Here is a 26,385-nt window from a genome sequence, read left to right as displayed (position 1 = left end):
GTGGGGCGGACGCGGGCGGCGGGGCGGGGATGGACGAGCGGGTCGATCCGTCGACGGGGTGCGTCACGGTCGCCAGCCGTGGGCCACGAGAGCGGCACGGAGCTCGGCGATCGTGCGCGCCCTGCCCCGAATCAGACCCTCCGCGCGGACGACCACGACGATCCAGCCCGCGAGGTGCAGGGCCAGGAGCCGTTCACGATCGCGTGAGAACTGCGCGTCGTCCGTCCGGTGCTGGCCGCCGTCGTACTCCGCCACCACCTTCCACCGTTCGAAGACCAGATCGCCGACCGCGAGCAGTCGGCCGCCGATCCTGATCTCGGCGTTCACGTCGGGCGCGGGCAGTCCCGCCTCCTCGACGAGAGCGCGGAGCCAGGTCTCCCTCCGCGAGGCGGCTCCGGTCGATGCCAGCCGCAGAGCCTCAGCCAGGCCGCGTCGGCCCCGGCCCCGATGGGAGGCCAGGCGGTCCTGCAGCTCGTGAAGCCGGACATGGGGACGCGGATCGTCCCGGCGCGGGTAGCGCGGCTCGAACAGGAGGTGGTCCGTCGCCGCGAGGAGATCGCGGGCGGACAGCAGTGGCGCGAGCGCGATCCACGTCGACACCGCTCCCGTCACCGGCAGGCCGTGCCGCTCGACCCTGTCCGTCTCCGTGAGGGTGTGGCCGATCACACCCCGGGTCCTGGGGGGCCGGTGCGGCGTCGTCGCCGCCACGTGGATCGGATCGTCCTCGCCAGGTCGCGCCGGGAGCGGCACTCCCCAGGCTTCGGCCGCGGTCAGGTGGGAGAAGAGCTGCCAGGGCCGCAGCCGCGGCAGGTAGGCGGCGGCTCGTTCCAGGTGCGTCACGGGCGCCACCCGGGTGCGCACTCCGTGGAAGGGGCTGGCCAGGGCGGGAGTGCGCAGTCGGGCGTCCGTCACCCCTGCGCGGAGTGCCGCTCGCCGGGTGAAGGCTCCGAGGTCGGTGCTGGACATGCCGCGATTCTGGCGGTCCGTGATCCTCGTCCGACTCCCGCGATCCGCATTCTGTGGACGAACCCCTGATCCCGTATCTGGGGAGGCGTGCCTCCCACCACGACTGTCCAGGAGTTGTCGCAGTCGGCGTCGAGTGCGACAACTCCTGGACAGTCGGAGCGATCGATGTCGAGTGCGACACCTTCTGGACAGTGGGAGCGACCGAACTCGACTGCGACGACTCCTGGACAGTGGGAGCCGGCCGGTGCGCAGGAGTCGCGGGGGTGGCGAGCGAGGACTGCGACGTCTGAGGAGTCGCGAGCGCCCGCGTCAGAGGAAGAGCGGCGCCGGGTCGAGGGCGGCGAAGCGTCGGCGCATGACGGCGACCGCGTCGGCGTGCTCGTCGACGAGGACGAAGCGGCGGCCGAGAGCGTGCGCGACGGCGCCGGTCGTGCCGGAACCGGCGAAGAAGTCGAGGACGGCGTCGCCCTCGCGGCTGGACGCCTGCACGATGCGGCGGAGGATCCCCTCCGGCTTCTGCGTCGGGTACCCGGTCTTCTCGCGGCCTGTCGGCGAGACGATCGTGTGCCACCACACGTCGGTCGGCCGCTTGCCGCGCTCGGCCTTCTCGGGGGTCACCAGGCCCGGGGCCATGTACGGCTCGCGGTCCACGGCGGCGGAGTCGAAGTGGTAGCCGCGCGGGTCCTTCACGTAGACGAGGATCGTGTCGTGCTTGGTCGGCCAGCGGCGCGTGGCCTTCGCTCCGTAGTCGTAGGCCCAGATGATCTCGTTGAGGAAGCACTCGCGGCCGAAGAGCGCGTCGAGCAGCACCTTCGCGTAGTGCGCCTCGCGGTAGTCGAGGTGGAGGTAGAGGGTGCCGTCGTCGGCGAGGAGCCGCCACGCCTCGGCCAGACGCGGCTCGAGGAACGACCAGTAGTCGTCGAAGCGGTCGTCGTAGCGGAGCAGGTCGCCGCGGATCCGCTCGTAGCTGCGCCCCTTGAAGCCGGCGATCGTGCCTGTGGTGGAGCGCACCGAGGTGGTCGAGGTGCGCACCTGCGCCCGGCCCGTGTTGAACGGCGGGTCGAGGTAGACGACGGTGAAGGCCCCGTCGGCCAGCTGCGGCAGGACCTCGAGGTTGTCGGCGTGGAACACCGCGCTCCGCGACTCCGGGACGCCGTCCGCGATCTGGATCGTCCTGGGCACCCGGCAATTGTGCCAGTGCGCGCGAGCCCGGCGACACGCTCCGCGCCTCGCGCCCGGGCTCGACGGGTGCCGGGGAGGCTCCGGCGTAGAGTGGCGCGATGATCTCCGAGGTGCGCCACGACGAGGACTCGTCCCGCTACACGCTCTGGCTCGACGGCGAGACCGTCGGAGTCGCGGACTACGCCGTCCGCGGCCGCGACGTGGTCTTCCTCCACACCGAGATCGCGCCCGAGCACCGCCACGAGGGCCTCGGCGAGACCCTCGTCGAGGCGGCCCTCGACGACGCGCACGAGCGCTTCGGCGGGCGCATCGTCCCGGCCTGCCCGTTCGTCGCCGAGTTCATCGCCGATCACCCGGACTACCAGGAGCTCCTCGCGAGCTGAGGGGCTCCCGCCGGTCCGGTCCGCCGCGTTCCACTCCGGGGCCACGCGCCGGCGACCGCCGCCTCGGACCCGCGGGTCAGGGGACGCGCCGCAGCCACTCCGGAGTCGAGTACTTCGTCCGCACCAGCTCCTCCGCCGCCGCGTACTCCTCCTCGGTCAGCGTCCCCGCCTCGCCGCCGTGCAGCTGCACGAAGGTCGCCTTCATCCGCTCGATGATCTCGGCGCGGCTGAGCCCGGTCTGGCTGCGCAGCGGGTCGACGCGCTTCACGGCGGAGGCGATGCCCTTGTCCGAGAGCTTCTCGCGGCCGATCCGCAGCACCTGCACCATCTTCTCGGCGTCGATGTCGTAGCTCATGGTCACGTGGTGGAGGACCGCGCCGGAGCCCAGGCGCTTCTGCGCGGCGCCGCCGATCTTGCCCGAGGGCGAGGTGATGTCGTTGAGCGGCTGGTAGACCGCGTCGATCCCGAGCGACTGCAGCGCGCTGACAGCCCACTCGTCGAGGAAGGCGTAGGAGTCGGCGAAGGTCAGCCCCTGGACGAGGTCGCCGGGGACGTAGAGCGAGTACGTGACGACGCTGCCCGCCTCCATGAACATCGCGCCGCCGCCCGAGATGCGGCGGACCACGTCGACGCCGTACTTCGCCGCGTTGTCGAGGTCGACCTCGTTGCGGAGCGACTGGAAGCTGCCGATGACGACGGCGGGCTGGTCCCACTCCCAGATCCGCAGCGTCGGCTCCCGGCGGCCCTCGCCGACCGCGGCGGTCAGCACCTCGTCGAGCGCCAGGTGGGTCGCGGGAGGGACCGCCCGGTCGTGCACGATGCGCCAGTCGTAGTCGCGCCAGCTGGTCGCCTTCTGCAGCGAGCGGCGGATCGCGACCGCGACGGCCTCGGGCGTGAAGCCGAGCAGGACCGCATCGGCCGGGAGCGCCTGCCGGATGGCGGCGGCGATGGACTTCGCGTCCGTCTCGGCCGGGAGGCCCACGACCGCGCGGTCGATGTCGTCGAGGGCCGTGTCGGGCTCGAGGAAGAAGTCGCCCGCCAGGCGGAACCCGGCGAACCTCCCGTCGACCACGTCGAGGTCGACGACCACGAGCTTTCCGCCGGGGACCTTGTACTCGCCATGCATGACGCCAGCCTAGGCGCGAGCCGGGGCGGGGAAGCGCTCGCCCAGCCACTCCACGAGATCGGCGGTGACCTCGGCCCGGTTGAGCTCCTGGAACAGCTCGTGCCGCGCCTCCGGGTACACCCGCACCGAGACGTCCGTGTACCCGGCCCGCCGCCGGTAGGCCTGGGCGAGCGCGCGCACCGACCGCTCACCGCCGAGGGTGTCGTCGGCGCCCACGACCAGCAGCAGGGGCAGCGGATGCGCGGGCCCGCGCTTCGGGCGGCCGACCAGCCGCAGGGTCTCGACCAGCCCGATCCGCTTCGCGAGCGGCGTGGTGAAGGTGAGGGGGTCGTCGTGGAACCGCTGCCAGACCTCCGGGTCGCGGGAGAGCCACTCGAGGCCGAGGCCGCCGGCGACGCGGTGCCGCTTCGCCAGGTCGCCCGCGTTCATGTGCCCGGGGAGGCGGTAGGCCGTGCCGCTCAGCACGAGCGCGGCGTAGGCGCCGGAGTGGTGGTCGACGATCCGCTGCGCCATGAGCGACCCCCAGGAGTGGCCGAGCAGCACGATCGGCACTCCCGGGCTCTCCTCCGCGAGCAGCTCCGTCAGCCGGAGGAGCGCCGCCTCGGTCGCGCGCAGGCCGCCCGGCCCCAGCAGTCCGAGCCGGGAGGAGTCGCCGCCGTGCTGCTCGAGGCCGGTCCGGCCGTGCCCGCGGTGGTCGTCCGCCGCGACCGCGTACCCGGCGGCGACCAGCGCCTCCGCCAGCTCGACGTAACGCCCCGAGTGCTCGCCGACCCCGTGGGCCAGCTGCACGATCGCGCGGGGCGAGGGGTGCGGCCACCAGCGGTAGTGGATGACGACGCCGGAGGCGTCCTGGAAGGTCCTGTCGACAGCGGCGCCGGTCATGGTGACCAGTGTGGCGCTCCGGCCGCTGGGCGCGAGGGACGCGCGGAGAACTGAGAAGATACTCACGATCCATCGGCGGGCACCCTGCTCGCTACGGTGCCTCGCTACCTTTTCCCTTGACGAGCGACCCCCGCGACCGTCCCCCGACCCCCCTTCACGAGCGAGGCCAGCCCCTTCATGACCGTATCGCCCCTGATCTGGACCCTGACGATCGTCTTCATCGTCCTGCTCCTGCTCTTCGACTTCTTCTTCCACGTCCGGAAGGCCCACGAGCCCACGCTGAAGGAGTCGTCTATCTGGTCGGCGCTCTACGTCGGCATCGCCGTGCTCTTCGGGCTCGGCGTCCTCGTCTTCGGCGGAGCGACGCCCGGATCGGAGTACTTCGCGGGGTACATCACCGAGAAGGCCCTCTCGGTCGACAACCTGTTCGTCTTCCTCATCATCATGGCGAGCTTCAAGGTGCCCCGCGCCGACCAGCAGAAGGTGCTCCTCTTCGGCATCGTCTTCGCGCTGATCGCCCGCACCGGCTTCATCTTCCTCGGCGCCGCACTGATCAACTCGTTCGCCTGGGTCTTCTACATCTTCGGCCTGATCCTGCTGCTGACCGCGTTCAACCTGGTCAAGCCGGGCGACGACCACTCCAGCGACAACGTGATGGTGCGCCTGGCCAAGCGGATCTTCAAGACGAGCGACCAGTACGACGGCGACAAGTTCTACACGCACATCGACGGCAAGAAGGTCCTCACGCCGATGATCCTCGTCATGGCGGCGATCGGCGGAACGGACATCCTGTTCGCCCTCGACAGCGTGCCGGCGATCTTCGGCCTCACCAGCGACGTGTACCTCGTCTTCACGGCGACCGCGTTCTCGCTGCTGGGCCTGCGCCAGCTGTACTTCCTCATCGACGGCCTGCTCGACCGCCTCGTCTACCTCAGCATCGGCCTCGCCGCGATCCTCGCCTTCATCGGCGTGAAGCTGATCCTGCACGCGCTCCACGAGAACAACCTGCCGTTCATCAACAACGGCGAGCACGTGGAGGTCTTCGAGATCGGCACCGGACTGTCGCTCTCGGTCATCATCGGCGTCCTCGTGATCACGGTGATCGCCTCCCTCGTCAGCCCCAAGGGCCGCCGCATGGCCGCCGAGGCCGCCGAGCGCCGCCGCGTGGCCGAGGCCGCGGGCGCGGACGTCGACGCGACGCACTGAGTCGTCTCGTGCGCCGCGAGGCGGCGCACCGCAGTCGGCTCTCCTAGGCGGTCGGTTTCCCGAGAGCGGGTCCCGACCGCCTAGAACGATCCGCTGACACGCGGATCGCTCGTTCGACGGGCCGTCTCGTGCGCCGCAGGGCGGCGCACCGCAGTCGGCTCCCACGGGCGGTCGGGTTCCCGAGAGCGGGTCCCGACCGCCTAGGAGGATCCGCTGACACGCGGATCCCCCGTTCGGCTCGACCGAGCACCGCACGCCGGTGCTCCGCAGTCAGCTCCCCTAGGCGCTCAGGTCCCCGAGAGCGGGTCTTGACCGCCGAGAACGCCCCGCCGGCTCGAGCGCGGACTCCGCTCGCGGAGGGTCAGCGGGCGCGGTAGCGGTGCTCCGGGCGGCCGGTGGTGCCGTAGCTGAGGGTCATCTCGACGAGGCCGCGGCCCGCGAGACCCGAGAGGTAGCGCTGGGCGGTGGCGCGCGAGATGCCGGCGCGCTCGGCCACCTCGAGAGCCGACAGCTCGGCGCCCGACTCGGCCAGGCGCGCCAGGACGAGCTGCTCGGTCGCCGAGCGCGAGGGCTGCGCGGCGGTCGCGTCGCCCGAGTGCAGGATGCGCAGCGCCCGCTCCACCGCCTCCTGATCGGCCGCGCGGTCCTCCCGCAGCACGTTCCGGAACCGCACGTACGCGTCGAGGCGCTCGCCGAGCAGGCGCGCCTCGAACGGCTTGATGAGGTACCCGAGCGCTCCCGCGTGCAGGGCGCGCCGCACCGTCGCCCCGTCGGAGGCGGCGCTCACGACGAACGCGTCGGTGTCGAGCTCGCGGAGCAGCGCGATCCCGCTCTGATCCGGCAGGTGCACGTCGAGCAGCAGCAGATCGGGCGCGTGCTCGGCGACGGCCGCCCGCGCCGCGCGCGCCGTGTGCACCGGAGGAAGGGCCGTCAGCCCCTGCCGCGCCTCGACCAGGTCCGCGTGCAGCTGCGCGACCCGGAAGTCGTCGTCCACCACCAGCACCGTGCGCTCCCGCGCCGTGTCCGCGCTCATGACCCGTCCCCGTCCTGCTCCGGCGGCAGCACCGCTCCGGGGAGGCGCGCGCACAGCACGGCCCCCGACTCCGCTCCGCCGGGGTCCGCCAGCCAGACCTCGCCGCCGCGCCGGGCGGCCACCTCACGGCACAGCGGCAGGCCGAAGCCCCGGCCGTGCACGCGGCCGTCGTCCTCGACGGGGTCGCCCGCGCCGGCCCGGTCGAACAGCGAGTCCGGATCGAGCACTCCGTCGCCGGAGTCGGCGACCGTCACGAAGAGAGCGTCGCCGTCGTCGAGCAGCTCGACCTCGACGAAGCGCACGTCGCGCCGCCCCTCGACCGCCGCGCGCACCGCGTTGTCGACCAGGTTCCCGACCACCGTGGCGACGTCCTCCGGCTCGACGACGGTGCCGCGCACCAGCGTCTCCTCACCGAGCGTCAGCAGCACGCCGCGCTCGGCCGCCTCGATCCCCTTCGCGCCGACGAGCGCCTGGAGGTACGGCTCCTGCAGCCGGTCGGCGTGCTGCACCGGGTACTTGAGCGGGCCGCGGGTCAGCACCTCGTCGAGGTAGTCGCGAGCCGACGCGGTCCGCCCCGCATCCAGCAGGCCGGCGACCACGTGCAGGCGGTTGGCGAACTCGTGCCGCTGCACCCGGAGCGCGTTGGTCATCGCGCCGACCGCGTCGAGGCGCCGGCTCAGCGCGGCGAGGTCGGTGCGGTCGCGCAGCACCACCACCACGCCCAGGTCGCGGTCGCCGCGGGTCACCCGGCGGATGTCGACGTAGACGATGCGGGAGCGGACGACGAAGCCCTCCTCGCCTCCGGGACGGGGCGGTTCGACGGAGTGCAGCGCGGCCCCGATCGCGTCGGCCAGCGGAACGGGCAGGTCGAGCTCCGCGAGCGGCCGCCCGTGCAGCGCCCGCCCGGTCGGGTCGTCGGAGCCGAGGATCGCGGCGGCCCGCGCATTGCAGACGCCGACGCGCCCGTCGCGGTCGAGCGCGAGCACGCCCTCGTCGACTCCGTCGAGCACGGCGGCCTGGTCCTGCACGAGCGAGGTGAGCTCCTCCGGGGCGAGGCCGAGCGTCAGGCGCAGCAGGCGGCGGCGGATGAAGACGGAGGCGACGGCGGCGAGCACCAGCCCGGCGAGCGCCGCGGCGAGGACGCCGAGCAGCGCGGTCGGCAGGTCGGTGAAGACGCTGGAGCGCGCGAAGCCGATGCTGACCTCGCCGACGACCCGCTGCTCCCCCGCGGCGAAGACCGGGACCTTGGCCCGTGCCGACTCGCCGAGCGTGCCGGTGCCCCACGAGACGCTCTCGCGCCCGGCGAGCGCCTCGTCGGGGCTGGTCGAGACCCGCTCGCCGAGGCGGTCCTCGTCGGGGTGGGCGAGGCGGATGCCCTGGTCGTCGGTGATCACGACGAAGAGCGCGCCGGTGCGCTGCTCGACGGCGGCGGCGACGTCCTCGAGCGGTCCGCCGCGCAGCTCCGAGGCGGCGGGCGCGCCGGGCACGGCGGAGGACGCGGCGACCGCGTCGCGCACGTCGGGGTCCTCGGCGACGGTGCGGGCGATGGCGAGCGCCGTGCCCTCCGCCTCGCCGCGCAGCTGCTGGACGCTGAGCGCGGTGACGAGCCCCGCGCAGACCAGCACGGCGGCCGACACCGTGGCGAGCTGCAGGACCAGGACGTGGGTCGCGAAGCGCATCGGGGCCTCCTCGCCGTCGTCGTGCGCAGAATGCGCAGAAGCCACACTATGCGCAGATGTCGCCGTAATGAGCGATACCCCGGCGCCGGACGCGGGGCTGCCTAGGGTTTCCACCATCTCCCGGCCGGCTCTCCCGCCGAGCGCGGGCGGAGGCACTGGACGAAGGAGTCAGCTGTGTTGGTATTACTCGGTTTCACCATGATCCTGGCCTTCATGGCCCTGATCATGACCAAGCGGCTGACGCCGATGGTCGCCCTGATCGTCGTGCCGACGATCTTCGGCCTCTTCGCGGGCGCCGGCCTCGGCATCGGCGACATGGTCCTCGAGGCGATCGGCAGCCTCGCGCCCACGGCCGCGCTGCTGATGTTCGCGATCATGTACTTCGGGATCATGATCGACGTCGGGCTCTTCGACCCGCTGATCCGCTTCATCGTCCGCGCGCTCGGCGACGACCCGGCGAAGGTCGTGCTCGGCACGGCGCTGCTCGCGGGTGCGGTCTCGCTCGACGGCGACGGCTCGACCACCTTCATCGTCACCACCGCCGCGATGCTCCCGATCTACCTGCGCCTGGGGATGAACCCGGTCGTGCTGACCTGCGTCGCGGGCCTGGCCAACGGCACGCTCAACATCGTCCCCTGGGGCGGACCGACGGTGCGCGCCGCCGCGGCACTCCAGGTCTCGCCGAGCGAGATCTTCGTGCCGATGCTCCCCTCGCTCGCGGTGGGCCTGGCCGTCACGCTCGTCTTCGCCTGGTTCCTCGGGCTCGGCGAGCGCCGCCGCCTCGGCTCGCTCGCGCTGGCCGAGCCGATGCTCGAGCAGGAGCTCGTCGGCGCCGGCCGCGGCTCCTCCTCCCGCTCGGGCGGCGCCCGCACCGGCGGCCTCGCGGCCCTGACCGGGGGCATCCGCACCGTCGCCCGGGAGCGCTTCTCCTTCCTCCGCGGCCCCCAGGCCCTGCGCGGAGCCCAGGTGGCCGTCGCCGCCCGCGTGCAGGCCGACGACGCCGACACCGCGATGGCCGACACGATGCTCGACCCCGAGCGCGAGACGCTGCGCCCGAAGCTGATCTGGGTGAACCTGGTCCTGACCCTCGCGGTGATGACGCTGCTGGTCGCCGACATCCTGCCGCTGCCCTACGTGTTCATGGTCGGCTCCGCGGTCGCCCTCCTGATCAACTTCCCGAAGATGAAGGACCAGGCGGCCGAGATCGTCAAGCACGCGCCGAGCATCGTGGGCGTCGTGTCGATGGTGCTGGCGGCCGGCGTGCTGATCGGCGTCCTCAACGGCACCGGCATGGTCGACGCCATGGCGGAGTGGGTCGTCGCGGTGATCCCGCCGGCGCTCGGCCCGTTCCTCGCCGTGATCACCGGCGTGCTCAGCATCCCGATGACCTTCTTCATGTCGAACGACGCGTTCTACTACGGCATCCTCCCCGTGCTCTCCGAGAGCGCGGCGAACTACGGCATCTCGCCGGTCGAGATGGCGCGCGCCTCCATCACCGGGCAGCCGGTGCACCTCCAGAGCCCGCTGGTCCCGGCGATCCTCCTGCTCGTCTCCCTCGCCGCGGTGAACCTCGGCGACCACCACCGCAAGGTGCTGTGGCGAGCGGTCGTCGTCTCGCTGGTCATGCTCGCCGTCGGCGTGCTGGTCGGCTCGATCCCCTTCGGCTGAGGTCGGCGGAGCGGAGCGCCGAGCGATCGGAACGAGGACGGGACCCCTTGCTGCGGCGGGGGTCCCGTCCTCGTTCCGCGGCTCGGTCCCGGAGCCCGCGCTAGCGCAGCAGCGGCGCCAGGTTCTCGGTCCAGACGTCGGAGCCGACCTTGAGGATGAGGGCGCCGACCACGACGAGGAACGCGACCCGGATGAAGCGGCTGCCACGAGCGACGGCCATCCGCGAGCCGAGGTACGCGCCCGCCACGTTGGCGGCGCCCATCAGGAGGCCCAGCAGCCAGATCATGTGCCCGCCCGGCACGAAGTAGAGCAGGGCGCCGAGGTTGGTCGCGACGTTGACGATCTTCGCCTTGGCGCTGGCGAGCAGGAAGTCGTAGCCCAGCGCGGTGATCAGGGCGATGATCAGGAAGGTCCCGGTGCCCGGTCCGATCAGGCCGTCGTAGAAGCCGATCAGGAGTCCCAGCACGGCCGCCGTGACGAGGTGGCGCCGGCCCGCGTGCTTGAGCACCGTGACGCTGCCCAGTGCCGGGCGGGCGATCGTCACGACGGCGACCACGATCAGCGCGACGACGATGATCGGCTTGAACACCGCGGCCGGGAGGAGGCCGGCGAGCGTCGCGCCTCCGTAGCTGCCCGCGAGGGCGACCGCCGCCATCGGCAGCGCGGTGCGCAGATCGGGCTTCGCGCGCCGGTAGTAGGTGATCGCGCTGGTGGTCGTGCCGAAGATCGAGGCCAGCTTGTTCGTGGCGAGCGCCTGCACGGGCGAGATCCCCGGCACGAGGAGCAGGGCCGGGAGCTGGAGGAGGCCGCCGCCGCCTACGACCGCGTCGATCCAGCCGGCCGCGAAGGCGGCGAGGATCATCAGCGCGAGGACGGGGAGTCCGAGATCCTCTGTGAAGGTCAGCATCGGTCGGAAGCGTACGCGAGCACCGCGACCCCCTCGACCTCGGGGGCCGGGCCGCCCTAGGGTCGGCGGCATGCGATTCGGACTCTTCATCCCCCAGGGCTGGCGCCACGACCTCGTCGGCGTCCCGACCGCCGACCAGTGGCGCACCATGAGCGACCTCGCCCGGCACGCCGACGACGGCGCCTGGGAGTCGATCTGGGTCTACGACCACTTCCACACCGTCCCGCAGGTGACGGAGGAGGCGACGCACGAGGCGTGGTCGCTGATGAGCGCGTTCGGCGCCACCACGTCGCGCGTGCGGCTGGGCCAGATGTGCACCTGCATGGGCTACCGGAACCCCGCCTACCTCGCCAAGGTCGCGACGACCGTCGACATCGTCTCGGGCGGGCGGGTCGAGATGGGCATCGGCGGCGGCTGGTACGAGCACGAGTGGCGCGCGTACGGCTACGGCTTCCCGCCGATCGCCGAGCGGCTGGGCCGGCTCGACGAGGGAGTGCAGATCCTGCAGCAGGCCTGGACGACCGGGTCCGCGACCCTCGACGGCCGCTACTACCAGGTGGACGGCGCGCAGAACCGGCCGCTGCCCCTGCAGGAGGGCGGCATCCCGCTGTGGGTCGCCGGCGGCGGCGAGAAGGTCACGCTGCGGATCGCGGCCCAGTACGCGCAGTACACGAACTTCGCCGGGACCCCGGAGGCGTTCGACCACAAGAGCTCGGTCCTCCGCGGGCACTGCGAGCGCCTGGGCACCGACTTCTCGGCGATCACCCGGAGCTCGAACTACAACGTCGTGATCGGCGAGACGGAGGCGGAGGTCGAGGCGGCGCTGCAGCGTCTCGAGGAGCGCGTGGTCCCGTACCTCGGCGCGGAGGGAGCGGCGTCCTTCGTCGCCGAGTACCGCAGCCCCGACGCGCTCGCGGTCGGCACTCCCGCGCAGATCGTCGACCGGCTCGCCGGCATGCAGTCGCGCGGGATGGACTACGGCATCCTCTACTTCCCGGACGCCGCCTACGACCGGTCCGGCATCGAGCTGTTCGAGCGCGAGGTGCTGCCGGCGCTCTCCTGAGCGCGGAGCGGCGGGGGGGCGGGAGGCGTAGGAGCCCCCGCCGCTCCGCGCCTACGGTCGGAGCATGGACGCACAGGACATCCGCTGGAACGACGAAGCCCGCGACAAGATCCTCGAGGACTCGGACAGGGTCCTCCGCGAGGCGGTGCTCGACCTCGCGACGAGCAAGAAGGGCGAGCCCTGGGAGGACGTGTTCGCCGAGCTGAACGCGCGCCTCAAGGACCGCTTCATCGACTTCGAGCCCGGCCCGGACCTCCGCAAGTACGCCGAGGCCGTCTCCGCCGGGGAGATCGAGACCGGCTCGTGAGCGAGCACGACCGCGACGCCGCGCTCGAGGACGAGATCACCTCGATCCACGCCCTCGGCGAGGGCCGCGTCGGCGAGACGGCCGGCCCGGAGGACGAGGACCACGAGCTCTCGCCCGAGCAGGACGCCCGCATCGAGTCCGAGCTGAAGAGCCGGGGCAGCGAGAGCTGATCCCCCCGGTACGCGGAAGGCCCGCTCCCCCTCGAGGGAGCGGGCCTTCCGCGTGAGTCGCGACTACGCCGAGAGGGGCTCGTAGTCGGTGTAGCCCTCGGCTCCTCCGCCGTAGACCGTCTCCTGGACGACCCCGTTCTCGGGGTGCCCGCCCTGCCAGCGCTCGACCAGGTCGGGGTTGGCGATCGCCGGGCGGCCGACGGCCACGGCGTCGGCGTGGCCCTCGCTGATCAGCTCGGTCGCCTCCTCGCGGCTGGTCGGCGAGCCGAAGCCGCTGTTGGCGATGAAGACGCCGTCGAAGCGCGAGCGGAGGTCCTGGACCAGCTCGCCGGCGGGCTCGGCGTGCAGGACGCTGAGGTAGGCCAGGCCGAGCGGGGCGAGCCCGTCGACGACGGCCTCGTAGGTGGCGCGCACGTCGTCGCCGTCGGTCTCGACGACGTCCTGGATGTTGTGGGCCGGCGAGAGGCGGATGCCGACGCGGCCCGCTCCGACCTCGTCGACGATCGCGCGGGTGACCTCGAGCGGGAACGCGGCGCGCTCGGCCGGGGTCCCGCCGTACTGGTCGGTGCGCACGTTGGAGACGGGCGAGAGGAACTCGTGCAGCAGGTAGCCGTTGGCGCCGTGCACCTCGACTCCGTCGAAGCCGGCGTCGATCGCGCGGCGGGCGGCGGCGACGAACTCGTCGCGGACGGTCGCCAGCTCCTCGGTGGTCAGCGCGTGCGGCACCGGGAAGGGCTTCTTGCCGGAGGGGGTGTGCACCTCTCCGTCGATGGCGACGGCGCTCGGGGCGACGATGCGGTCGGTGCCGGTGATCTCGGTGTGTGAGACGCGGCCCGCGTTCATCAGCTGCATGACGATGCGCCCACCCGCGGCGTGCACGGCGTCGGCGACGGCGCGCCAGCCCGCGGCCTGCGCGTCGGTCTCGATGCCGGGCTGCCCGGCGTAGCCCTTGGACTCGGCGCTGGGGAAGACGCCCTCGCTGATCAGCAGGCCCATGCTCGCGCGCTGGGCGTAGTACTCGGCGACGATCGCGCCGGGCACGCCCTGCTCGTCGGAGCGCAGTCGCGTCATCGGTGCCAGGACGATGCGGTTGGGGAGGTCGAGGTCGCCGGCGGTGAGGGGGGAGAACGGATCCACGGGATCGCCTTTCTACGGAGCTGTCTCAGGGGCTGCCCTGAGGGGGGAGGCACGTGCACCTGCGGAGCACTCCGGTCGGCAACCGCGAGCGGAGCACGGTCATTCCTCCTCCCAGCGTTCTCCCATCCCCCGCGCCCCGGGCACGCGGTCGACGGCCTGCCGCCTCCCGACCCCTGCTCGGACATCCGGGCTGTCTACACTCGGGAGGCGACGACGAAGGAGTGTGCGCGATGCCGGCGAGACCCCACCACCCCGTGAGCTCCCGGCTGCTGCCGGCGCTCGCGGCCCTCCTGATCGCCGCGGTCCTCGCGCTGGTCCCCGCGACCGCGGCGACGGCCGAATCGCCCGTCTCCTTCTCCTCCTCCACCGTCCTCGACTCGGTCGGGGTGCTGAGCTCCGGAGAGACGGCCGAGATCGAGCAGGCCTCGCGGGCCCTCTACGACCAGCACCGCGTGCAGCTGTTCGTCGCCTTCGTCGACTCCTTCACGGATCCGTCCGACCGCGCCGCGTGGGCGGACGAGACCGCGACCCGCAACGGACTGGGCACCGACGACGTCCTCCTGGCCGTCGCGGTCGACGCCCGTCAGTACCAGGTGTCGGTCGCGCAGGGCTTCGCCCTCGACGACGCGCAGGTCTCCTCGCTCCAGTCCGACGACATCGAGCCGAGGCTCGCCGACGGCGACTGGGCCGGAGCCGCGGTGGCCGCCGCCGACGGGATCGGGCAGCGCCTCGACGCGCCCAGCGCCGGCGAGTCCCTCGGCTCGGGGCTGCTGATCGCGCTCGGCGTGCTCGCGGCCCTCGTCGTGGTCGGCCTCGTGGTGCTGCTGCTCGTCCGCCGCGCGCGGAAGCGCCGCGCCCAGGAGGCGGTGGAGGCCTCGATCGACGAGCTCGCCACCCGTGCCGGGTCGGCCCTCGTCCACGCCGACGACGCCGTCCGCACCAGCGAGCAGGAGGTCGGCTTCGCGGAGGCGCAGTTCGGCGCCGACGCGACCGGCGCGTTCCGCGAGGCGCTCGTCACCGCGAAGCGCCTGCTCGGCGAGGCCTTCACCCTGCAGCAGCGCCTCGACGACGCCGAGCCGGAGACCGATCAGGAGCGCCGCGACGGCTACCAGCGCATCCTCCAGCTCTGCGCCGACGCCGAGCAGACGCTCGACGAGCGCGCGAGTGCGTTCGAGGAACTGCGCGACCTCGAGAAGAACGCGCCGCAGGTCGCCGCCGCGCTCTCGGCTCGCGCCGCCGAGGTCGGCGACCGCCTCCCGTCGGCCCGCGCCCGCCTCGCCGAGCTCGCCTCCCGCTACGCGCCGACCGCGATCGACGACGTGGGCGACGACGCCGACCAGGCCGAGGACCGCCTCCGCTTCACCCGCGACCAGCTCGCCGGCGCCCAGCAGGCGCTGCAGGTCGGCGACTCCGGCCGCGCCGCCGTGCTGCTGCGCGCCGGGCAGCAGGCCGCCGAGCAGGCCTCCGGGCTCGTCGACGCGGTGGCCACGCGCGGCGACGAGCTGCAGAAGGCGGAGGCGTCGCTCGCCGGCCGCGTCGCCGAGATCCGCGCCGACGTGGCGCAGGGACGATCGCTCGCCGCCTCCCAGGACGCGGAGTCCGCCGCCCAGGCGCAGAACGTCGCCGCGGCGGTCGCCTCGACCGAGGCCGCCCTCGACGACGTCGAGCGCGCCGCCTCCGTGCGGCCGAACGACCCGCTCGCCCTGCTCGAGGCGCTCACCGCCGCCGACGCCACGATCGACGCCGCCGTCGGCGGGTTCCGCGACGCGCAGGCCCAGCGCGAGCGCGAGCGGGCCGCCCTCGGCGCCGAGCTCACCTCCGCCCGCAGCCGCGTCTCGGCCGCCGAGGACTTCATCGCGGCCCGCCGCGGCGCGGTCGGCTCGGAAGCGCGCACCCGCGTCGCCGAGGCCGCCCGCTCGGCCGAATACGCCGAGCGCATCGCCGCCACCGACCCCCGCGAGGCTCTCGCCTCCGCCCAGCGCGCTTCGCAGCTCGCCCAGCAGGCGCTCGAGCGGGCGCGGGCCGACGCCGGCTCCTACTCCGCCCCGAACGCCGTCGGCAGCCCCTACGGAGGCGACACGACCGGCGCGTTCCTCGGCGGGATCCTGGTCGAGTCGCTCCTGGGAGGCGGACGCCGCAGCGGCTACCGCTCGGGCGGCTTCGGCGGAGGCGGGTTCAGCGGCGGCTTCGGCGGCGGCGGCTCGTCCCGGCGCTCCGGCGGCGGCGGCTTCGGCGGCGGGCGCAGCAGCGGCGGAGGCGGACGCCGTGGAGGCGGCGGGCGCTTCTGAGCGCCCCCGGGCATCCGCGCACGACCGACGACCACCACCTCCCCCACGACTCCGGCACCACCTCCGACATCCGCCACCACCCACGACGCAAGGAGAGACACCCATGGCTCAGAGACAGTCGATCTTCGGCCGCATCGCGCAGCTCGCGAAGGCCAACATCAACGCGCTCCTCGACCAGGCCGAGGACCCGCAGAAGATGCTCGACCAGATGGTCCGCGACTACACCGACAGCATCCGCGACGCCGAGGCGGCGATCGCCACCACGATCGGCAACCTGCGCCTGCTCGAGGACGACTACCGCGAGGACGTGCAGAACGCCCAGGAGTGGGGCGGCAAGGCCCTCGCCGCGAGCCGCAAGGCCGACGAGCTGCGCACCGGCGGGAGCGCCGGCGACGCCGACAAGTTCGACGCGCTGGCCAAGGTCGCTCTGCAGCGCCAGATCCAGTCCGAGAAGGAGGCGAAGGACGCCGAGCCGACCATCGCCTCGCAGACCGAGGTCGTCGACAAGCTCAAGTCGGGCCTGAACCAGATGCGCGAGAAGCTGCAGCAGCTCTCGAGCAAGCGCGACGAGCTGATCGCCCGCTCCAAGACCGTCGAGGCGCAGAGCCAGGTCCAGGACGCCGTGAAGAGCATCGACCTGATGGACCCGACGAGCGAGGTGAGCCGCTTCGAGCAGAAGATCCGCCGCGAGGAGGCGCGCGTCCGCGGCGCGGAGGAGCTCGCCTCCTCGAGCCTGGACGCGCAGTTCGAGTCGCTCGAGGACCTCGGTGAGATGACCGAGGTGGAGGCGCGCCTCGCCGCGCTCAAGTCCGGCCGCCCGCAGGACTCGATCGGCTCCTGAGCCCGTGCGCCTCCGGCGGCGGTCCCGCCGGAGGCGCAACCCACCCTTCCCGACACGCGCGGAGCGAAGGCTGGCAATCGCCATGGTGCGGTGCCGCCGCCGCCCCCGTAGTGTTCACACCAGGTTGCCCTTGACCCCGGTCGCCCTGATGCCGCGTCCGGCCCCTACCGACGCGGTGAACCATGAGCGGACCGCCCCCGTCGGGATCGCTCGCCGAGAGACCGTCGACGCCGACGGTCACCACGAAGAGCGAGGCGCCGATGAGCACCCCCACCACCACGTCCGTCACCGGAGGCGCCCCCCGCGTCGTCCGCACCCGTCCCCGCGCCGACGGCCGCGTCAACCCGACGACCGAGTACTCCGGTCTCCTCAGCACGGTCCGCGACGCGGGGCTCCTCCGCCGCCGCACCGGCTTCTACTACACGATGTTCGGCGCGCTGGTCCTCGCGCTCGGCGGCATCGTCACCGGCTTCGTCCTGCTGGGCGACTCCTGGTTCCAGCTCCTGCTCGCCGCCGCCCTCGGCATCGTGCTGACGCAGTTCGCCTTCCTCGCCCACGAGGCCTCGCACCGCCAGGTGTTCGAGTCAGGCAAGGCCAACGACATCGCCGGCCGCACCCTCGCGAACCTCTTCGTCGGCATCAGCTACTCCTGGTGGATGACCAAGCACAGCCGCCACCACGCGAACCCGAACGTGCTGGGCAAGGACCCGGACATCGAGCGCGACGTCGTCTCCTTCACCGCCGAGGACGCGGCCCGCTCGCGCGGCCTCTACGCCTGGCTCACCCGCCGCCAGGGCTACGCGTTCTTCCCGCTCCTGCTGCTCGAGGGCCTCAACCTGCACCTGCACGGCTTCCGCACCGTGTTCGGCAAGGGCAAGGTCGACAAGCGCTGGGTCGAGATCACCATGCTCGTCACCCGCGTCGGCCTCTACCTCGCCGTCGTCTTCTGGGCCCTCCCCCTCGGCATGGCGTTCGCCTTCGTCGGCGTGCAGCTGGGCGTCTTCGGCCTCTACATGGGCGCCTCGTTCGCGCCGAACCACAAGGGCATGCCGCTGCTGCCGAAGGAGGCGCGCGTCGACTTCCTCCGCCGCCAGGTCCTCACCTCGCGCAGCATCCGCAGCACCTGGTTCACCGACCTCTACATGGGCGGCCTCAACTACCAGGTGGAGCACCACCTCTTCCCGAACATGCCCCGCCCGGCGCTGCGCCGTGCGCAGGTCATCGCCAAGGAGTACTGCACCACCCACCAGATCCCCTACACCGAGACCTCGCTGATGGAGTCGTACGCGATCGTCGTCCGCTACCTCAACAAGGTCGGCCTGTCGGCCGGCGGCGACCCGTTCGACTGCCCCGCCGCCTCCGCCTACGGACGCTGAGCACTCCCCCTTCGGAGGCCCCTCGCACCTTCCCGGTGCGGGGGGCCTGCGTCGTTCGCGGGAGCGCAAGGGGGTGCCCCCGCGGGCGGCGGAGTCGTAGCGTCAGGGCATGAGCAGCTCCGACTACGACATCGAGCCCACCCCCACCGACACCACCGACGGCACCGACACGGCCGACGGCGCGCGCACGCCCGACCCCGCCACCGAGACCGGCACCTCCGCGGGCCTCGACGAGGTCGGCGGCGCGGCCTCCCCCCTCGCCGACGGCGTCGGCGCCGACGGCGAGGAGCAGAACCCCCCGCTGCCCGACTGGGGCCCCACCGACGGCGTCCACGGCACCGACGCCGAGACCGACGCCTCGGGCACCGAGCAGCACTGACACGGCTCCGCGAGGGACCTCCCCGGCCGGTCGGCGAACGTTCCGACCGCGTTCCGAGGAGGTCCCTCCGTGTTCGCCGGAGGGTCGGCCGGCGCTCGGTCGGCGCGCCCTACACTGGCGAAATGCAGCCGACCGAACGCGCCCTCCGCGTGATCTCCTACAACCTCCGGGAGCACCGAGCGCACGCCGAGATCGCCCCCCTCGCCGCCCGCCACGACATCGACGTCCTGTGCCTGCAGGAGTGCGACACCACGAAGCTGCCGCAGGAGGTGGGCTCGCTCCGGCTCGCGTCCGTCACGGCCCGCAACCGCCTGGGCCTGGCCGTCTACTACTCGCAGGACCGCTTCGAGCTCTCCGGCAGCGCCGCGTTCGAGCTCAGCAAGTCCATGCACGACCGGGTGATGTCCCCCGCTCACGAGCGCCTGCTGGCCGTCCGCCTCGACGACCGCGACGGCGGATCGATCGCCGTCTCCTCCTTCCACGCCGCCCCGCTCTCGGCCGGCAACGCCCTGCGCCGCAAGCAGATCGACGAGGCGCTCAACCGGCTGCGCGAGTACGCGCCGGACACCCCCTCCCTGATGGTCGGCGACTACAACTACCCGTGGTTCTTCCGCGGACTCGACCGCCGGATGACCCGGAACGGCTACCTGGTCTCGCGGAGCGACTCCCCCACCTACGCGCGCTACCGCTACTTCAGCGGCCACTTCGACTTCGCGATCAGCGACTCCGTGCGGATCGAGCGGGTCTCCACGCTGCCCCAGGGCGTCTCGGACCACCTCCCGGTGATGGTCGACGCGCACTACGGCGTTCCCGCCGCCTGAGCGCGGGGCCCGCGGGCCCGCGCGGTCGGTAGGCTCAGGGGGTGACGACCCTGATCCTCGCCCGGCACGGAGAGACTGTCTGGCACTCCGAGAACCGCTTCGCGGGCTCCTCCGACATCGCGCTGACCCCCCGGGGCCAGGACCAGGCGGCGACTCTGGCCGCCTGGGCCGTCGACGCCGACCTCGAGGCGGTGTACTCCTCCACCCTGGTCCGGGCCGTGCGCACCGCCGTGCCCGCCGCGCGGGCGGCCCACCTCGAGCTGCAGCCCGACCCGGCGCTGGTCGAGGTCGACTTCGGCCGCGGTGAGGGGCTGACCACCGACGAGATGGAGAAGCGCTTCCCGGACGAGTACCACGCGTGGGTCGCGGCGCCGGCCATCCAGCCGATGCCCGGCGGCGAGTCCGGCCTCGACGCCGTCGCCCGCGCGAACACCTCACTCGCGCGCATCCACCGCGAGCACCCCGACGGCCGGGTGCTCGTCGTCGCGCACGGCACGCTCATCCGCCTCCTGCTGTGCGCCTACCTCGGCATCAACCCCGAGACCTACCGGCACACCTTCCCGGTGGTCGACAACGTCTCGCTGACCACGCTGCGCTGGGACGCGACCGGCGTCGGCCTGCTCGGCTACAACGTCCCGCCCGTCCAGACGCAGCGGCGCTCCAGCTGAGCGCAGCGGCCGCTCCGGAGCGGCGCCCGGCGAGCGCTGGCTCGATCGGCCTGGTGCTCGGGTCGGTCGCGAGCGTGCAGCTGGGCGCCTCCTTCGCCGTGCTGCTCTTCCCCGCCGCGGGGCCGATCGGCACCGTCACGCTCCGGCTGGTGTTCTCGGCCGTCGTGCTGCTCCTGGTCTGCCGTCCGCGGCTGCGCGGCCACAGCCGGAGCGACTGGGCCACCGTCGCCGCCTACGGCCTCGCCCTCGGCGGGATGAACGCCTGCTACTACGAGGCCATCGCCCGGATTCCGCAGGGCGCCGCCGTCACCCTCGAGGTGCTCGGGCCGCTGACGCTCTCGGTGATCGCCGGGAGGAGCGTGCTGAGCCTGGTCTGGGCGGTGCTCGCGCTGGCCGGAGTGGTGACCCTGTCGCAGGGCGGGTTCTCGGCGCTGGACCCGGTCGGCGTCGGCTTCGCGCTGGGGGCCGCTGTGCTCTGGGCCGCGTACATCGTCTTCGCCGGCCGCACCGGCGGGAGGTTCCAGGGGATCGACGGGCTCGCGCTGGCGCTGGCGGCCGGCGCGATCGTGTCGCTGCCGTTCGGCCTCGCCTCCGCCGGGCCCGCCCTGGTGGTGCCGCCGGTGCTGCTCCTCGGGCTCGCCGTGGCGGTGCTCTCCTCCGCGGTGCCCTACGCGCTGGAGCTGCTGGCGCTGCGGCGCCTGCGCTCCTCCACCTTCTCGATCCTGATGTCGCTCTCCCCCGGCGCGGCCGCGCTCTCGGGCTTCCTCGTGCTCGGGCAGCGCCTCAGCGCCGTCGAGGCCGTCGGGATCGCGCTCGTGGTCGCCGCGAGCATCGGGGCGGTGCGGACCGCGCGGATCTCCGCCTGAGCGGCAGTTCTTTTGTTAGGCTAACTATGTGCCATCGACCGAGACCCTGCAGACCGAGACCCCTCCGACCGACACCCCGCAGACCGATCTCCCGCTGACCTCCCTCGCGGGCGAGGTGCGGGCAGCGGTCGGCCGGCTCGGACGGCGGCTCCGGCAGGAGAAGGCCCAGCACGAGCTCAGCGATCCGCAGTTCAGCGTGCTCGCGCTCCTGCACCGCGAGGGCGCGAAGACCCTCGGCGAGCTGGCCCAGGCGGAGCGGGTCCGCCCGCCGTCGATGACCCGCACGGTCGGCTGCCTGGTCGACGAAGGACTCGCGGAGCGCCTGGCCGACCCCGCCGACGGCCGCGTCACCCGCATCCGCCCCACCGGGGCCGGCACCGCACTGGTGCTCGACGTGCGCCGCAGCCGCGACGCGTGGCTCGTGGCGCGCCTCGAGGAGCTCCCTCCCGAGGACCTGCGCCTGCTCCACGACGCGGCGGCGGTCCTGCGCGCGGTGGCCGACCGATGAGCGCGATGTTCCGCTCCCTCGCCGTGCCGAACTACCGCATCTGGTTCGCGGGCGCGATGGTCTCGAACGTCGGCACCTGGATGCAGCGGACGGCCCAGGACTGGATCGTGATCAACGACCTGACCGACCACGACGCGACGGCGCTCGGCGTGACCATGGCACTGCAGTTCGGACCGCAGCTCGTGATGGTCCCCTTCTCCGGCTTCATCGCCGACCGCTTCGACCGGCGGAAGCTCCTGATGGCCACCCAGGGCGCGATGGGCGCGCTCGGCCTCGGCCTGGGACTCATCGTCGTGACCGGGGTCGTCCAGCTCTGGATGGTCTACCTCTTCGCCCTGCTCCTCGGCTTCGCCGCGGCGATCGACGCGCCCGTGCGCCAGACGTTCGTCTCGGCGCTGGTCGAGGAGCGCGACCTCACCAACGCCGTCTCGCTGAACTCGGCCTCCTTCAACTCGGCGCGGATGATCGGACCGGCCCTCGCGGGCGTGCTCATCGCCGCGGTCGGCTCCGGCTGGGTCTTCCTCCTCAACGCCGCGAGCTTCCTCGCCGTCCTGCTCTCGCTGCGCGCACTCCACCGCGACCAGCTCCGCAGCGCCCCGCGCGCCACGCGCGGCCCGGGTGCGCTGCTGGAGGGGTTCCGCTACGTGTCGAAGCGGCCGGACATCCTCGTGGTGCTCGCGATCGTGTTCCTGATCGGCACCTTCGGCCTGAACTTCCCGATCTTCGCCTCGACGATGGCGACGGTCGAGTTCGACATGGGGGCGAGCGAGTTCGGCCTCCTCTCCTCCGCGATCGCCGTCGGCTCGGTGCTGGGGGCGCTCCTCTCGGCTCGCCGCGACCGCCCGAGGCTCCGGCTCATCGTCGGCGCCTCCGCAGCGTTCGGCGTCGCGCTCGCGCTGGCCGGCGTCATGCCGACGGTCTGGGCGTTCGCGATCCTGCTCCCGTTCGTCGGCATCGCGGCGCAGACGCTGATGACCTCGGCCAACGGCTACGTGCAGCTCTCGACCGCCCTCGAGATGCGGGGCCGGGTCATGGCGCTGTACATGGCGATCTTCGTCGGCGGCACCCCGATCGGCGCACCGCTGATCGGCTGGGTCGCGAACGCCTACGGTCCGCGCCAGGCGATGCTGGTCGGCGCCGCCTCCGGGATCGCGGCGGCCGCCATCGGACTCGCCTTCCACCTCCGCCTGCGCCGCGCCGCCCGGCTCGCGGCCCCCGGGCCGGAGGCCCTGCCGGCGACCGGCGGTGTCCCCCTGCTGCGCCCCCGCGCCTAGGGTCCGTCAGCCGGTCCGCGCGCCGGGGCGGATCCGTGGACAGCCCGCTCGACGGGGCGGCTCCGCGGACAGCCCGCTCGACGGGCCGCCCCCGACGCCGGGCGCGTCCGCCGCCCGCCCTCAGGCCTCGCGGGTGATCTCGACGCGGACGAAGAGCTTCGACGAGCGGGGCCCGGCGAACACCCCGCGCAGCGGCGCGATGTCGTTGTAGTCGCGGCCGCGGCCGACGATGACGTGGCGGTCGCCGATGTCGATCAGGTTCGTCGGGTCGTAGCCGCGCCAGGCGCCTCCGCAGAACCACTCGACCCAGGCGTGCGACTCCCCCACCACGGTCTCGCCGATCTCCGCGTGCGGCTTGGGGTGCAGGTAGCCCGAGACGTAGCGCGCCGGGATGCCCACCGAGCGCAGAGCCCCGAGCACGATGTGCGTGATGTCCTGGCAGACGCCCTCGCGCGCGGTCCACGACTCCGTCGCGGTGGAGTGCACGCCGGTGACGCCCTGCCGGTAGGTCATCGCCCGGCCGATCGTCTCGGCGATCGTGAGCGCAGCCTCGCACGGCCCGGCCGCCTCGTCCGCGAGCGAGCGCGCCATCGCCGAGAGGTCCTCCGGCGGCGCGGTGCGGTGGGTCTGCTTCGACTGCTCCACGTACTCGGTGCGCGTCTCGACCTGCTCGGACAGCTGATCCCACCCGGTCGGGTGGTCGGGGTGCTGCTTCGGCCGGATCTCGACGAGCGAGGTCGCCGTCAGCGAGAGCTCGCGGTGGGCGTCGAGCACGTCGAACGACGAGACGCGGGTGCCCCAGTAGTCGGTGTAGGCGTGCACCGAGGTCACCGGCCGGATGTCGAGGTTCGAGAACAGCACCAGCTGCCCGTCCGAGGAAGCGGGAAGCATCCGCGCCTCGTTGTAGGACGCGACCACGTCCCCCGCGTAGGTGAAGCCCGTGGTGTGCCTGATGCGCAGCCTGCTCACAGCGCCTCCCCGATCCAGCTCGGCATGACGTTGGTGGGGAAGTACCGCTGACGGATCGCCTCGGACGCGGCCGAGGTCGCCTCCTGCACGCTGTCCATGTGCCGCGGGAGGTCCTCGAGGATGTCGCTGATCGGCCGGAACTCCAGCTCGCTGCGGATCCGCCCGAGGACGCGCTGCGCGTCGCCGGAGTGGCCGATGCGGCCGGTGCGCGGCTCGATGTCGCGCATGCACGCCTCCGCCCGCGAGACCGAGAAGAGGATCGAGCGCGGGAACAGCCGGTCCAGGAGGAGGAACTCGGCCGCGTTCCGCGCGCTCGGCACGCCCCGGTAGGTGCGCAGGTACGCCTCGTAGGCGCCGCAGGAGCGGAGGATCGTGGTCCAGGAGGGGCCGCTCGCCTCGGTCAGCGAGCGGGTGGCGAGTAGGCGGGCGGTCATGTCGGCGCGCTCGATCGAGCGGCCGAGGGTGAAGAACTGCCAGGCCTCGTCGCGCGAGGTCGCCGACTCGATGATGCCGACGGCGAGGGCGGAGCGCTCCCTCACCCAGCTGAAGAACTCCGACACCCGCTCGCCCGAGACGCGGCGCGGCATCCGGGTGCGCGTGGTGTTGAGGCACTCCCAGAGCTCGGTCGAGACGATCTCGCGCGCTCGGCGGGCGTTCTCGCGGGCCGCGCCGAGCGAGTAGGCGATCGAGGCGGGGTTCGTGCGGTCGATCGCGAGGATCGCCAGCACGTCGGCGCGGGTGATCTCGCGCATGTCGTCGGGCGGGGTCGAGCCCATCACCGACAGGAGCGAGCGGCAGGCCGTGTCCTCGTCGATCCACGGGTCCTCGAGCAGGAGCTGGAGGTGGACGTCGAGGATGCGGGCGGTGCCGTCGGACCGCTCGATGTAGCGGCCGATCCAGAACAGCGACTCGGCGATCCGGGAGAGCATCAGTCGTCCTCCCCCGCCGCGAGCGTCTGCTGCTGCTGCTGGTCCTGGTCGGTGTTCGGCGCGTCCTGCGGCGAGTGGTCGGGCGTGTGGTTGAGCGGGTAGACGATCGGGATGGAGCTGGTGACCGCGGCCTGCTCGGCGACGAGCGCCTGGATGTCGCGCGCCTCGGGCTCGGCGCTGCGCGCCTCCTCGAGGCCGACCACCCAGGTGTCCTTCGATCCGCCGCCCTGCGACGAGTTGACGACGAGCTGCCCCTCCGGGAGCGCGACGCGGGTCAGGCCGCCGGGCAGCACCCAGACGTCGGTGCCGTCGTTCACGGCGAAGGGCCGCAGGTCGGCGTGCCGGGGGCGCATCCCGTCGTCGACGAGGGTGGGGATGGTGGAGAGCTGCACGACCGGCTGCGCGATCCAGCCGCGCGGGTCGGCCTGGAGGCGGGACCGCAGCTCCGCGAGCTCCTTCGCCGAGGCGGCCGGCCCCACGACCAGGCCCTTGCCGCCGGAGCCGTCGACCGGCTTCACGACGAGCTCGTCGAGGCGGTCGAGCACCTCCTCGAGCGCTCCCGGGTCCTCGAGCCGCCACGTGTCGACGTTCTTGATCACCGGCTCCTCCGAGAGGTAGTAGCGGATGAGGTCGGGCAAGTACGTGTAGACGAGCTTGTCGTCGGCGACGCCGTTGCCGACCGCGTTGGCGATCGTGACGTTCCCGAGCCGGGCCGCGAGCATCAGCCCGGGCGAGCCGAGCATCGAGTCGGCGCGGAACTGCAGCGGATCGAGGAACTCGTCGTCCACGCGGCGGTAGATCACGTCGACCCGGGTCGGGCCGGAGGTGGTGCGCATGAACACCTTGCCGCCCGTGCAGAACAGGTCGCGGCCCTCGACCAGCTCGACACCCATGAGGCGGGCGAGGAGGGTGTGCTCGAAGTAGGCGGAGTTGTAGACGCCCGGGGTGAGCACGACCACGGTCGGGTCGTCGACGCCGTCGGGGGCGGAGGCGCGCAGTGCCTGCAGCAGCTTGTTCGGGTAGTCGCCGACCGGGCGCACCCGCATCGAGACGAACAGCTCGGGCAGCGTCTGCGCCATCACCCGGCGGTTCGAGATGACGTAGGAGACGCCGGAGGGCACGCGGACGTTGTCCTCGAGGACCCGCCAGCCGCCCTTCTCGTCGCGGATCAGGTCGATCCCGGACACCTGGATCCGCACGCCGTTCGCGGGGACGATGCCCGCGGCCTGCCGGTGGAAGTGGCTGGAGCTCGAGATGAGCCCGGCGGGGATGACGCCGTCGGCCACGGCGTTCTGCGGGCCGTAGACGTCGGCGAGGAACGCCTCGAGAGCACGGACCCGCTGCTTGATGCCGGTCTGCACCTCGTTCCACTCGGCGCGCTCGATCACCCGGGGGACGGCGTCGAGCGGGAACGGCCGCTCCTCCCCCGCGAAGTCGAAGGTGACGCCCTGCGCGAGGTAGGAGGAGGCGAGCGCGTCGGTGCGGCCGCGCAGCTCCTCCTGGGTCATCCGCGCGAGCGAGGAGTAGATGTCGCGATAGGCGCCGCGGACCCCGTCGGGGCCTCCGGTCGACGCCACGTCGGCGAACATCTCGTCCCAGGGGGTGGCGCCCGTGTCGGGCCGCTCGACCTTCTGGGACCCGTATCCGTCGAAGAGGTCACCCATGGCACGACTCTAGTGCGGGGCGTATTGCGGGGATGTTTCGGGCGGCCGCGGGGCGAGCGGGGCGGGTCGGCGACGTCCGGGCACGGCACCGGC

At 72.8% G+C, this 26,385-nt stretch carries 26 protein-coding genes; 15 read left to right on the top strand and 11 right to left on the bottom strand.

The window, feature by feature from the left end; translation table 11 throughout:
- Window positions 1-63: 63 nt before the first annotated feature.
- Entirely contained in the window at window positions 64-966 is a 903-nt protein-coding gene (locus C5C63_RS10095; protein WP_104267120.1) for a hypothetical protein, read from the bottom strand.
- 309 nt (window positions 967-1,275) lie between these two features.
- Complete coding sequence (locus C5C63_RS10090; RefSeq protein ID WP_104225160.1) at window positions 1,276-2,148, bottom strand: site-specific DNA-methyltransferase; 873 nt, start codon at window positions 2,146-2,148, stop codon at window positions 1,276-1,278.
- Between the two features lie 98 nt (window positions 2,149-2,246).
- Between C5C63_RS10090 and C5C63_RS10085 the strand changes: the two genes are divergently transcribed.
- Window positions 2,247-2,531 carry a GNAT family N-acetyltransferase gene (locus C5C63_RS10085; protein WP_104238619.1) on the top strand — a complete coding sequence of 95 codons (285 nt, stop codon included), beginning with the start codon at window positions 2,247-2,249 and terminating at the stop codon, window positions 2,529-2,531.
- Between the two features lie 76 nt (window positions 2,532-2,607).
- Here C5C63_RS10085 and C5C63_RS10080 read toward each other — a convergent pair whose 3' ends face one another.
- Both C5C63_RS10080 and C5C63_RS10075 read right to left on the bottom strand, forming a co-directional pair.
- Entirely contained in the window at window positions 2,608-3,657 is a 1,050-nt protein-coding gene (locus C5C63_RS10080) for a biotin/lipoate A/B protein ligase family protein (RefSeq protein ID WP_104225162.1), read from the bottom strand.
- Between the two features lie 9 nt (window positions 3,658-3,666).
- Window positions 3,667-4,539 (bottom strand): alpha/beta fold hydrolase, encoded by an 873-nt coding sequence (locus C5C63_RS10075; protein WP_104325984.1) that lies wholly within the window; start codon window positions 4,537-4,539, stop codon window positions 3,667-3,669.
- Window positions 4,540-4,716: 177 nt separating this feature from the next.
- Between C5C63_RS10075 and C5C63_RS10070 the strand changes: the two genes are divergently transcribed.
- Window positions 4,717-5,745 (top strand): TerC family protein, encoded by a 1,029-nt coding sequence (locus C5C63_RS10070; RefSeq protein WP_104223866.1) that lies wholly within the window; start codon window positions 4,717-4,719, stop codon window positions 5,743-5,745.
- A 361-nt stretch (window positions 5,746-6,106) separates the two neighbouring features.
- Here the strand turns inward: C5C63_RS10070 and C5C63_RS10065 are convergent, their stop codons facing one another.
- Complete coding sequence (locus C5C63_RS10065; protein ID WP_104223865.1) at window positions 6,107-6,778, bottom strand: response regulator; 672 nt, start codon at window positions 6,776-6,778, stop codon at window positions 6,107-6,109.
- On the bottom strand, window positions 6,775-8,457 hold the full coding sequence (locus C5C63_RS10060; protein ID WP_104267124.1) for a sensor histidine kinase: 1,683 nt from the start codon (window positions 8,455-8,457) through the stop codon (window positions 6,775-6,777). Before C5C63_RS10060 ends, C5C63_RS10065 begins: the two co-directional genes overlap by 4 nt.
- Window positions 8,458-8,655: 198 nt before the next feature.
- Here C5C63_RS10060 and C5C63_RS10055 point away from each other — a divergent pair, with 198 nt between their 5' ends.
- The gene (locus tag C5C63_RS10055) at window positions 8,656-10,125 is read left to right on the top strand and encodes a CitMHS family transporter (RefSeq protein ID WP_104233156.1); all 1,470 of its coding nucleotides are present in this window, start codon (window positions 8,656-8,658) and stop codon (window positions 10,123-10,125) included.
- A 100-nt stretch (window positions 10,126-10,225) separates the two neighbouring features.
- Here the strand turns inward: C5C63_RS10055 and C5C63_RS10050 are convergent, their stop codons facing one another.
- Window positions 10,226-11,032: a TSUP family transporter gene (locus tag C5C63_RS10050; RefSeq protein WP_104325983.1), complete on the bottom strand. Its 807-nt coding sequence runs from the start codon at window positions 11,030-11,032 to the stop codon at window positions 10,226-10,228.
- Window positions 11,033-11,102: 70 nt separating this feature from the next.
- Between C5C63_RS10050 and C5C63_RS10045 the strand changes: the two genes are divergently transcribed.
- From C5C63_RS10045 to C5C63_RS17020, 3 genes are all read left to right on the top strand, one after another.
- Entirely contained in the window at window positions 11,103-12,095 is a 993-nt protein-coding gene (locus C5C63_RS10045; protein ID WP_104325982.1) for an LLM class F420-dependent oxidoreductase, read from the top strand.
- A gap of 64 nt (window positions 12,096-12,159) precedes the next feature.
- Window positions 12,160-12,402 (top strand): hypothetical protein, encoded by a 243-nt coding sequence (locus C5C63_RS10040; protein ID WP_068251275.1) that lies wholly within the window; start codon window positions 12,160-12,162, stop codon window positions 12,400-12,402.
- Complete coding sequence (locus C5C63_RS17020) at window positions 12,399-12,572, top strand: hypothetical protein (RefSeq protein WP_160035225.1); 174 nt, start codon at window positions 12,399-12,401, stop codon at window positions 12,570-12,572. The genes C5C63_RS10040 and C5C63_RS17020 overlap by 4 nt, the downstream gene beginning before the upstream one ends.
- A 63-nt stretch (window positions 12,573-12,635) precedes the next feature.
- On the opposite strand, the gene C5C63_RS10035 is transcribed toward C5C63_RS17020, so the two are convergent.
- A complete protein-coding gene (locus C5C63_RS10035) occupies window positions 12,636-13,709 on the bottom strand; it encodes an alkene reductase (protein WP_104308423.1) in 1,074 nt (357 codons plus the stop codon).
- A gap of 230 nt (window positions 13,710-13,939) precedes the next feature.
- On the opposite strand from C5C63_RS10035, the gene C5C63_RS10030 reads away from it, so the two are divergent.
- From C5C63_RS10030 to C5C63_RS09990, 9 genes are all read left to right on the top strand, one after another.
- Complete coding sequence (locus tag C5C63_RS10030) at window positions 13,940-15,997, top strand: TPM domain-containing protein (RefSeq protein WP_104325981.1); 2,058 nt, start codon at window positions 13,940-13,942, stop codon at window positions 15,995-15,997.
- 103 nt (window positions 15,998-16,100) lie between these two features.
- Entirely contained in the window at window positions 16,101-16,838 is a 738-nt protein-coding gene (locus C5C63_RS10025) for a PspA/IM30 family protein (protein WP_104223858.1), read from the top strand.
- A 260-nt stretch (window positions 16,839-17,098) separates the two neighbouring features.
- On the top strand, window positions 17,099-18,214 hold the full coding sequence (locus C5C63_RS10020; RefSeq protein ID WP_104292262.1) for an acyl-CoA desaturase: 1,116 nt from the start codon (window positions 17,099-17,101) through the stop codon (window positions 18,212-18,214).
- A 109-nt stretch (window positions 18,215-18,323) separates the two neighbouring features.
- Window positions 18,324-18,593: a hypothetical protein gene (locus C5C63_RS10015; RefSeq protein WP_104233151.1), complete on the top strand. Its 270-nt coding sequence runs from the start codon at window positions 18,324-18,326 to the stop codon at window positions 18,591-18,593.
- Window positions 18,594-18,715: 122 nt separating this feature from the next.
- On the top strand, window positions 18,716-19,414 hold the full coding sequence (locus C5C63_RS10010) for an endonuclease/exonuclease/phosphatase family protein (RefSeq protein WP_104223855.1): 699 nt from the start codon (window positions 18,716-18,718) through the stop codon (window positions 19,412-19,414).
- A gap of 41 nt (window positions 19,415-19,455) precedes the next feature.
- Window positions 19,456-20,082, top strand: a complete 627-nt coding sequence (locus C5C63_RS10005) for a histidine phosphatase family protein (RefSeq protein WP_104223854.1) — start codon at window positions 19,456-19,458, stop codon at window positions 20,080-20,082.
- Window positions 20,083-20,135: 53 nt separating this feature from the next.
- Window positions 20,136-20,948 (top strand): DMT family transporter, encoded by an 813-nt coding sequence (locus tag C5C63_RS10000; protein WP_258065430.1) that lies wholly within the window; start codon window positions 20,136-20,138, stop codon window positions 20,946-20,948.
- A gap of 28 nt (window positions 20,949-20,976) precedes the next feature.
- Window positions 20,977-21,456 (top strand): MarR family winged helix-turn-helix transcriptional regulator, encoded by a 480-nt coding sequence (locus C5C63_RS09995; RefSeq protein WP_258065429.1) that lies wholly within the window; start codon window positions 20,977-20,979, stop codon window positions 21,454-21,456.
- Entirely contained in the window at window positions 21,453-22,730 is a 1,278-nt protein-coding gene (locus C5C63_RS09990) for an MFS transporter (RefSeq protein WP_104325980.1), read from the top strand. Before C5C63_RS09995 ends, C5C63_RS09990 begins: the two co-directional genes overlap by 4 nt.
- Before the next feature lie 120 nt (window positions 22,731-22,850).
- Here C5C63_RS09990 and C5C63_RS09985 read toward each other — a convergent pair whose 3' ends face one another.
- Genes C5C63_RS09985 through C5C63_RS09975 form a run of 3 tightly spaced genes read right to left on the bottom strand, consistent with a single transcriptional unit; the run spans window position 22,851 to window position 26,292 of the window.
- Window positions 22,851-23,699, bottom strand: a complete 849-nt coding sequence (locus C5C63_RS09985; RefSeq protein WP_104256498.1) for a transglutaminase family protein — start codon at window positions 23,697-23,699, stop codon at window positions 22,851-22,853.
- Window positions 23,696-24,628, bottom strand: coding sequence for an alpha-E domain-containing protein (locus C5C63_RS09980; RefSeq protein WP_104325979.1), 933 nt, complete (start codon window positions 24,626-24,628; stop codon window positions 23,696-23,698). The genes C5C63_RS09985 and C5C63_RS09980 overlap by 4 nt, the downstream gene beginning before the upstream one ends.
- Entirely contained in the window at window positions 24,628-26,292 is a 1,665-nt protein-coding gene (locus tag C5C63_RS09975) for a circularly permuted type 2 ATP-grasp protein (RefSeq protein ID WP_104223850.1), read from the bottom strand. Before C5C63_RS09975 ends, C5C63_RS09980 begins: the two co-directional genes overlap by 1 nt.
- Between the last annotated feature and the right edge of the window lie 93 nt (window positions 26,293-26,385).

The sequence above is a fragment of the Rathayibacter sp. AY1B8 genome (assembly GCF_002932775.1).
Lineage (GTDB): Bacteria > Actinomycetota > Actinomycetes > Actinomycetales > Microbacteriaceae > Rathayibacter.
This window is presented reverse-complemented; position numbering and strand designations above follow the sequence as displayed.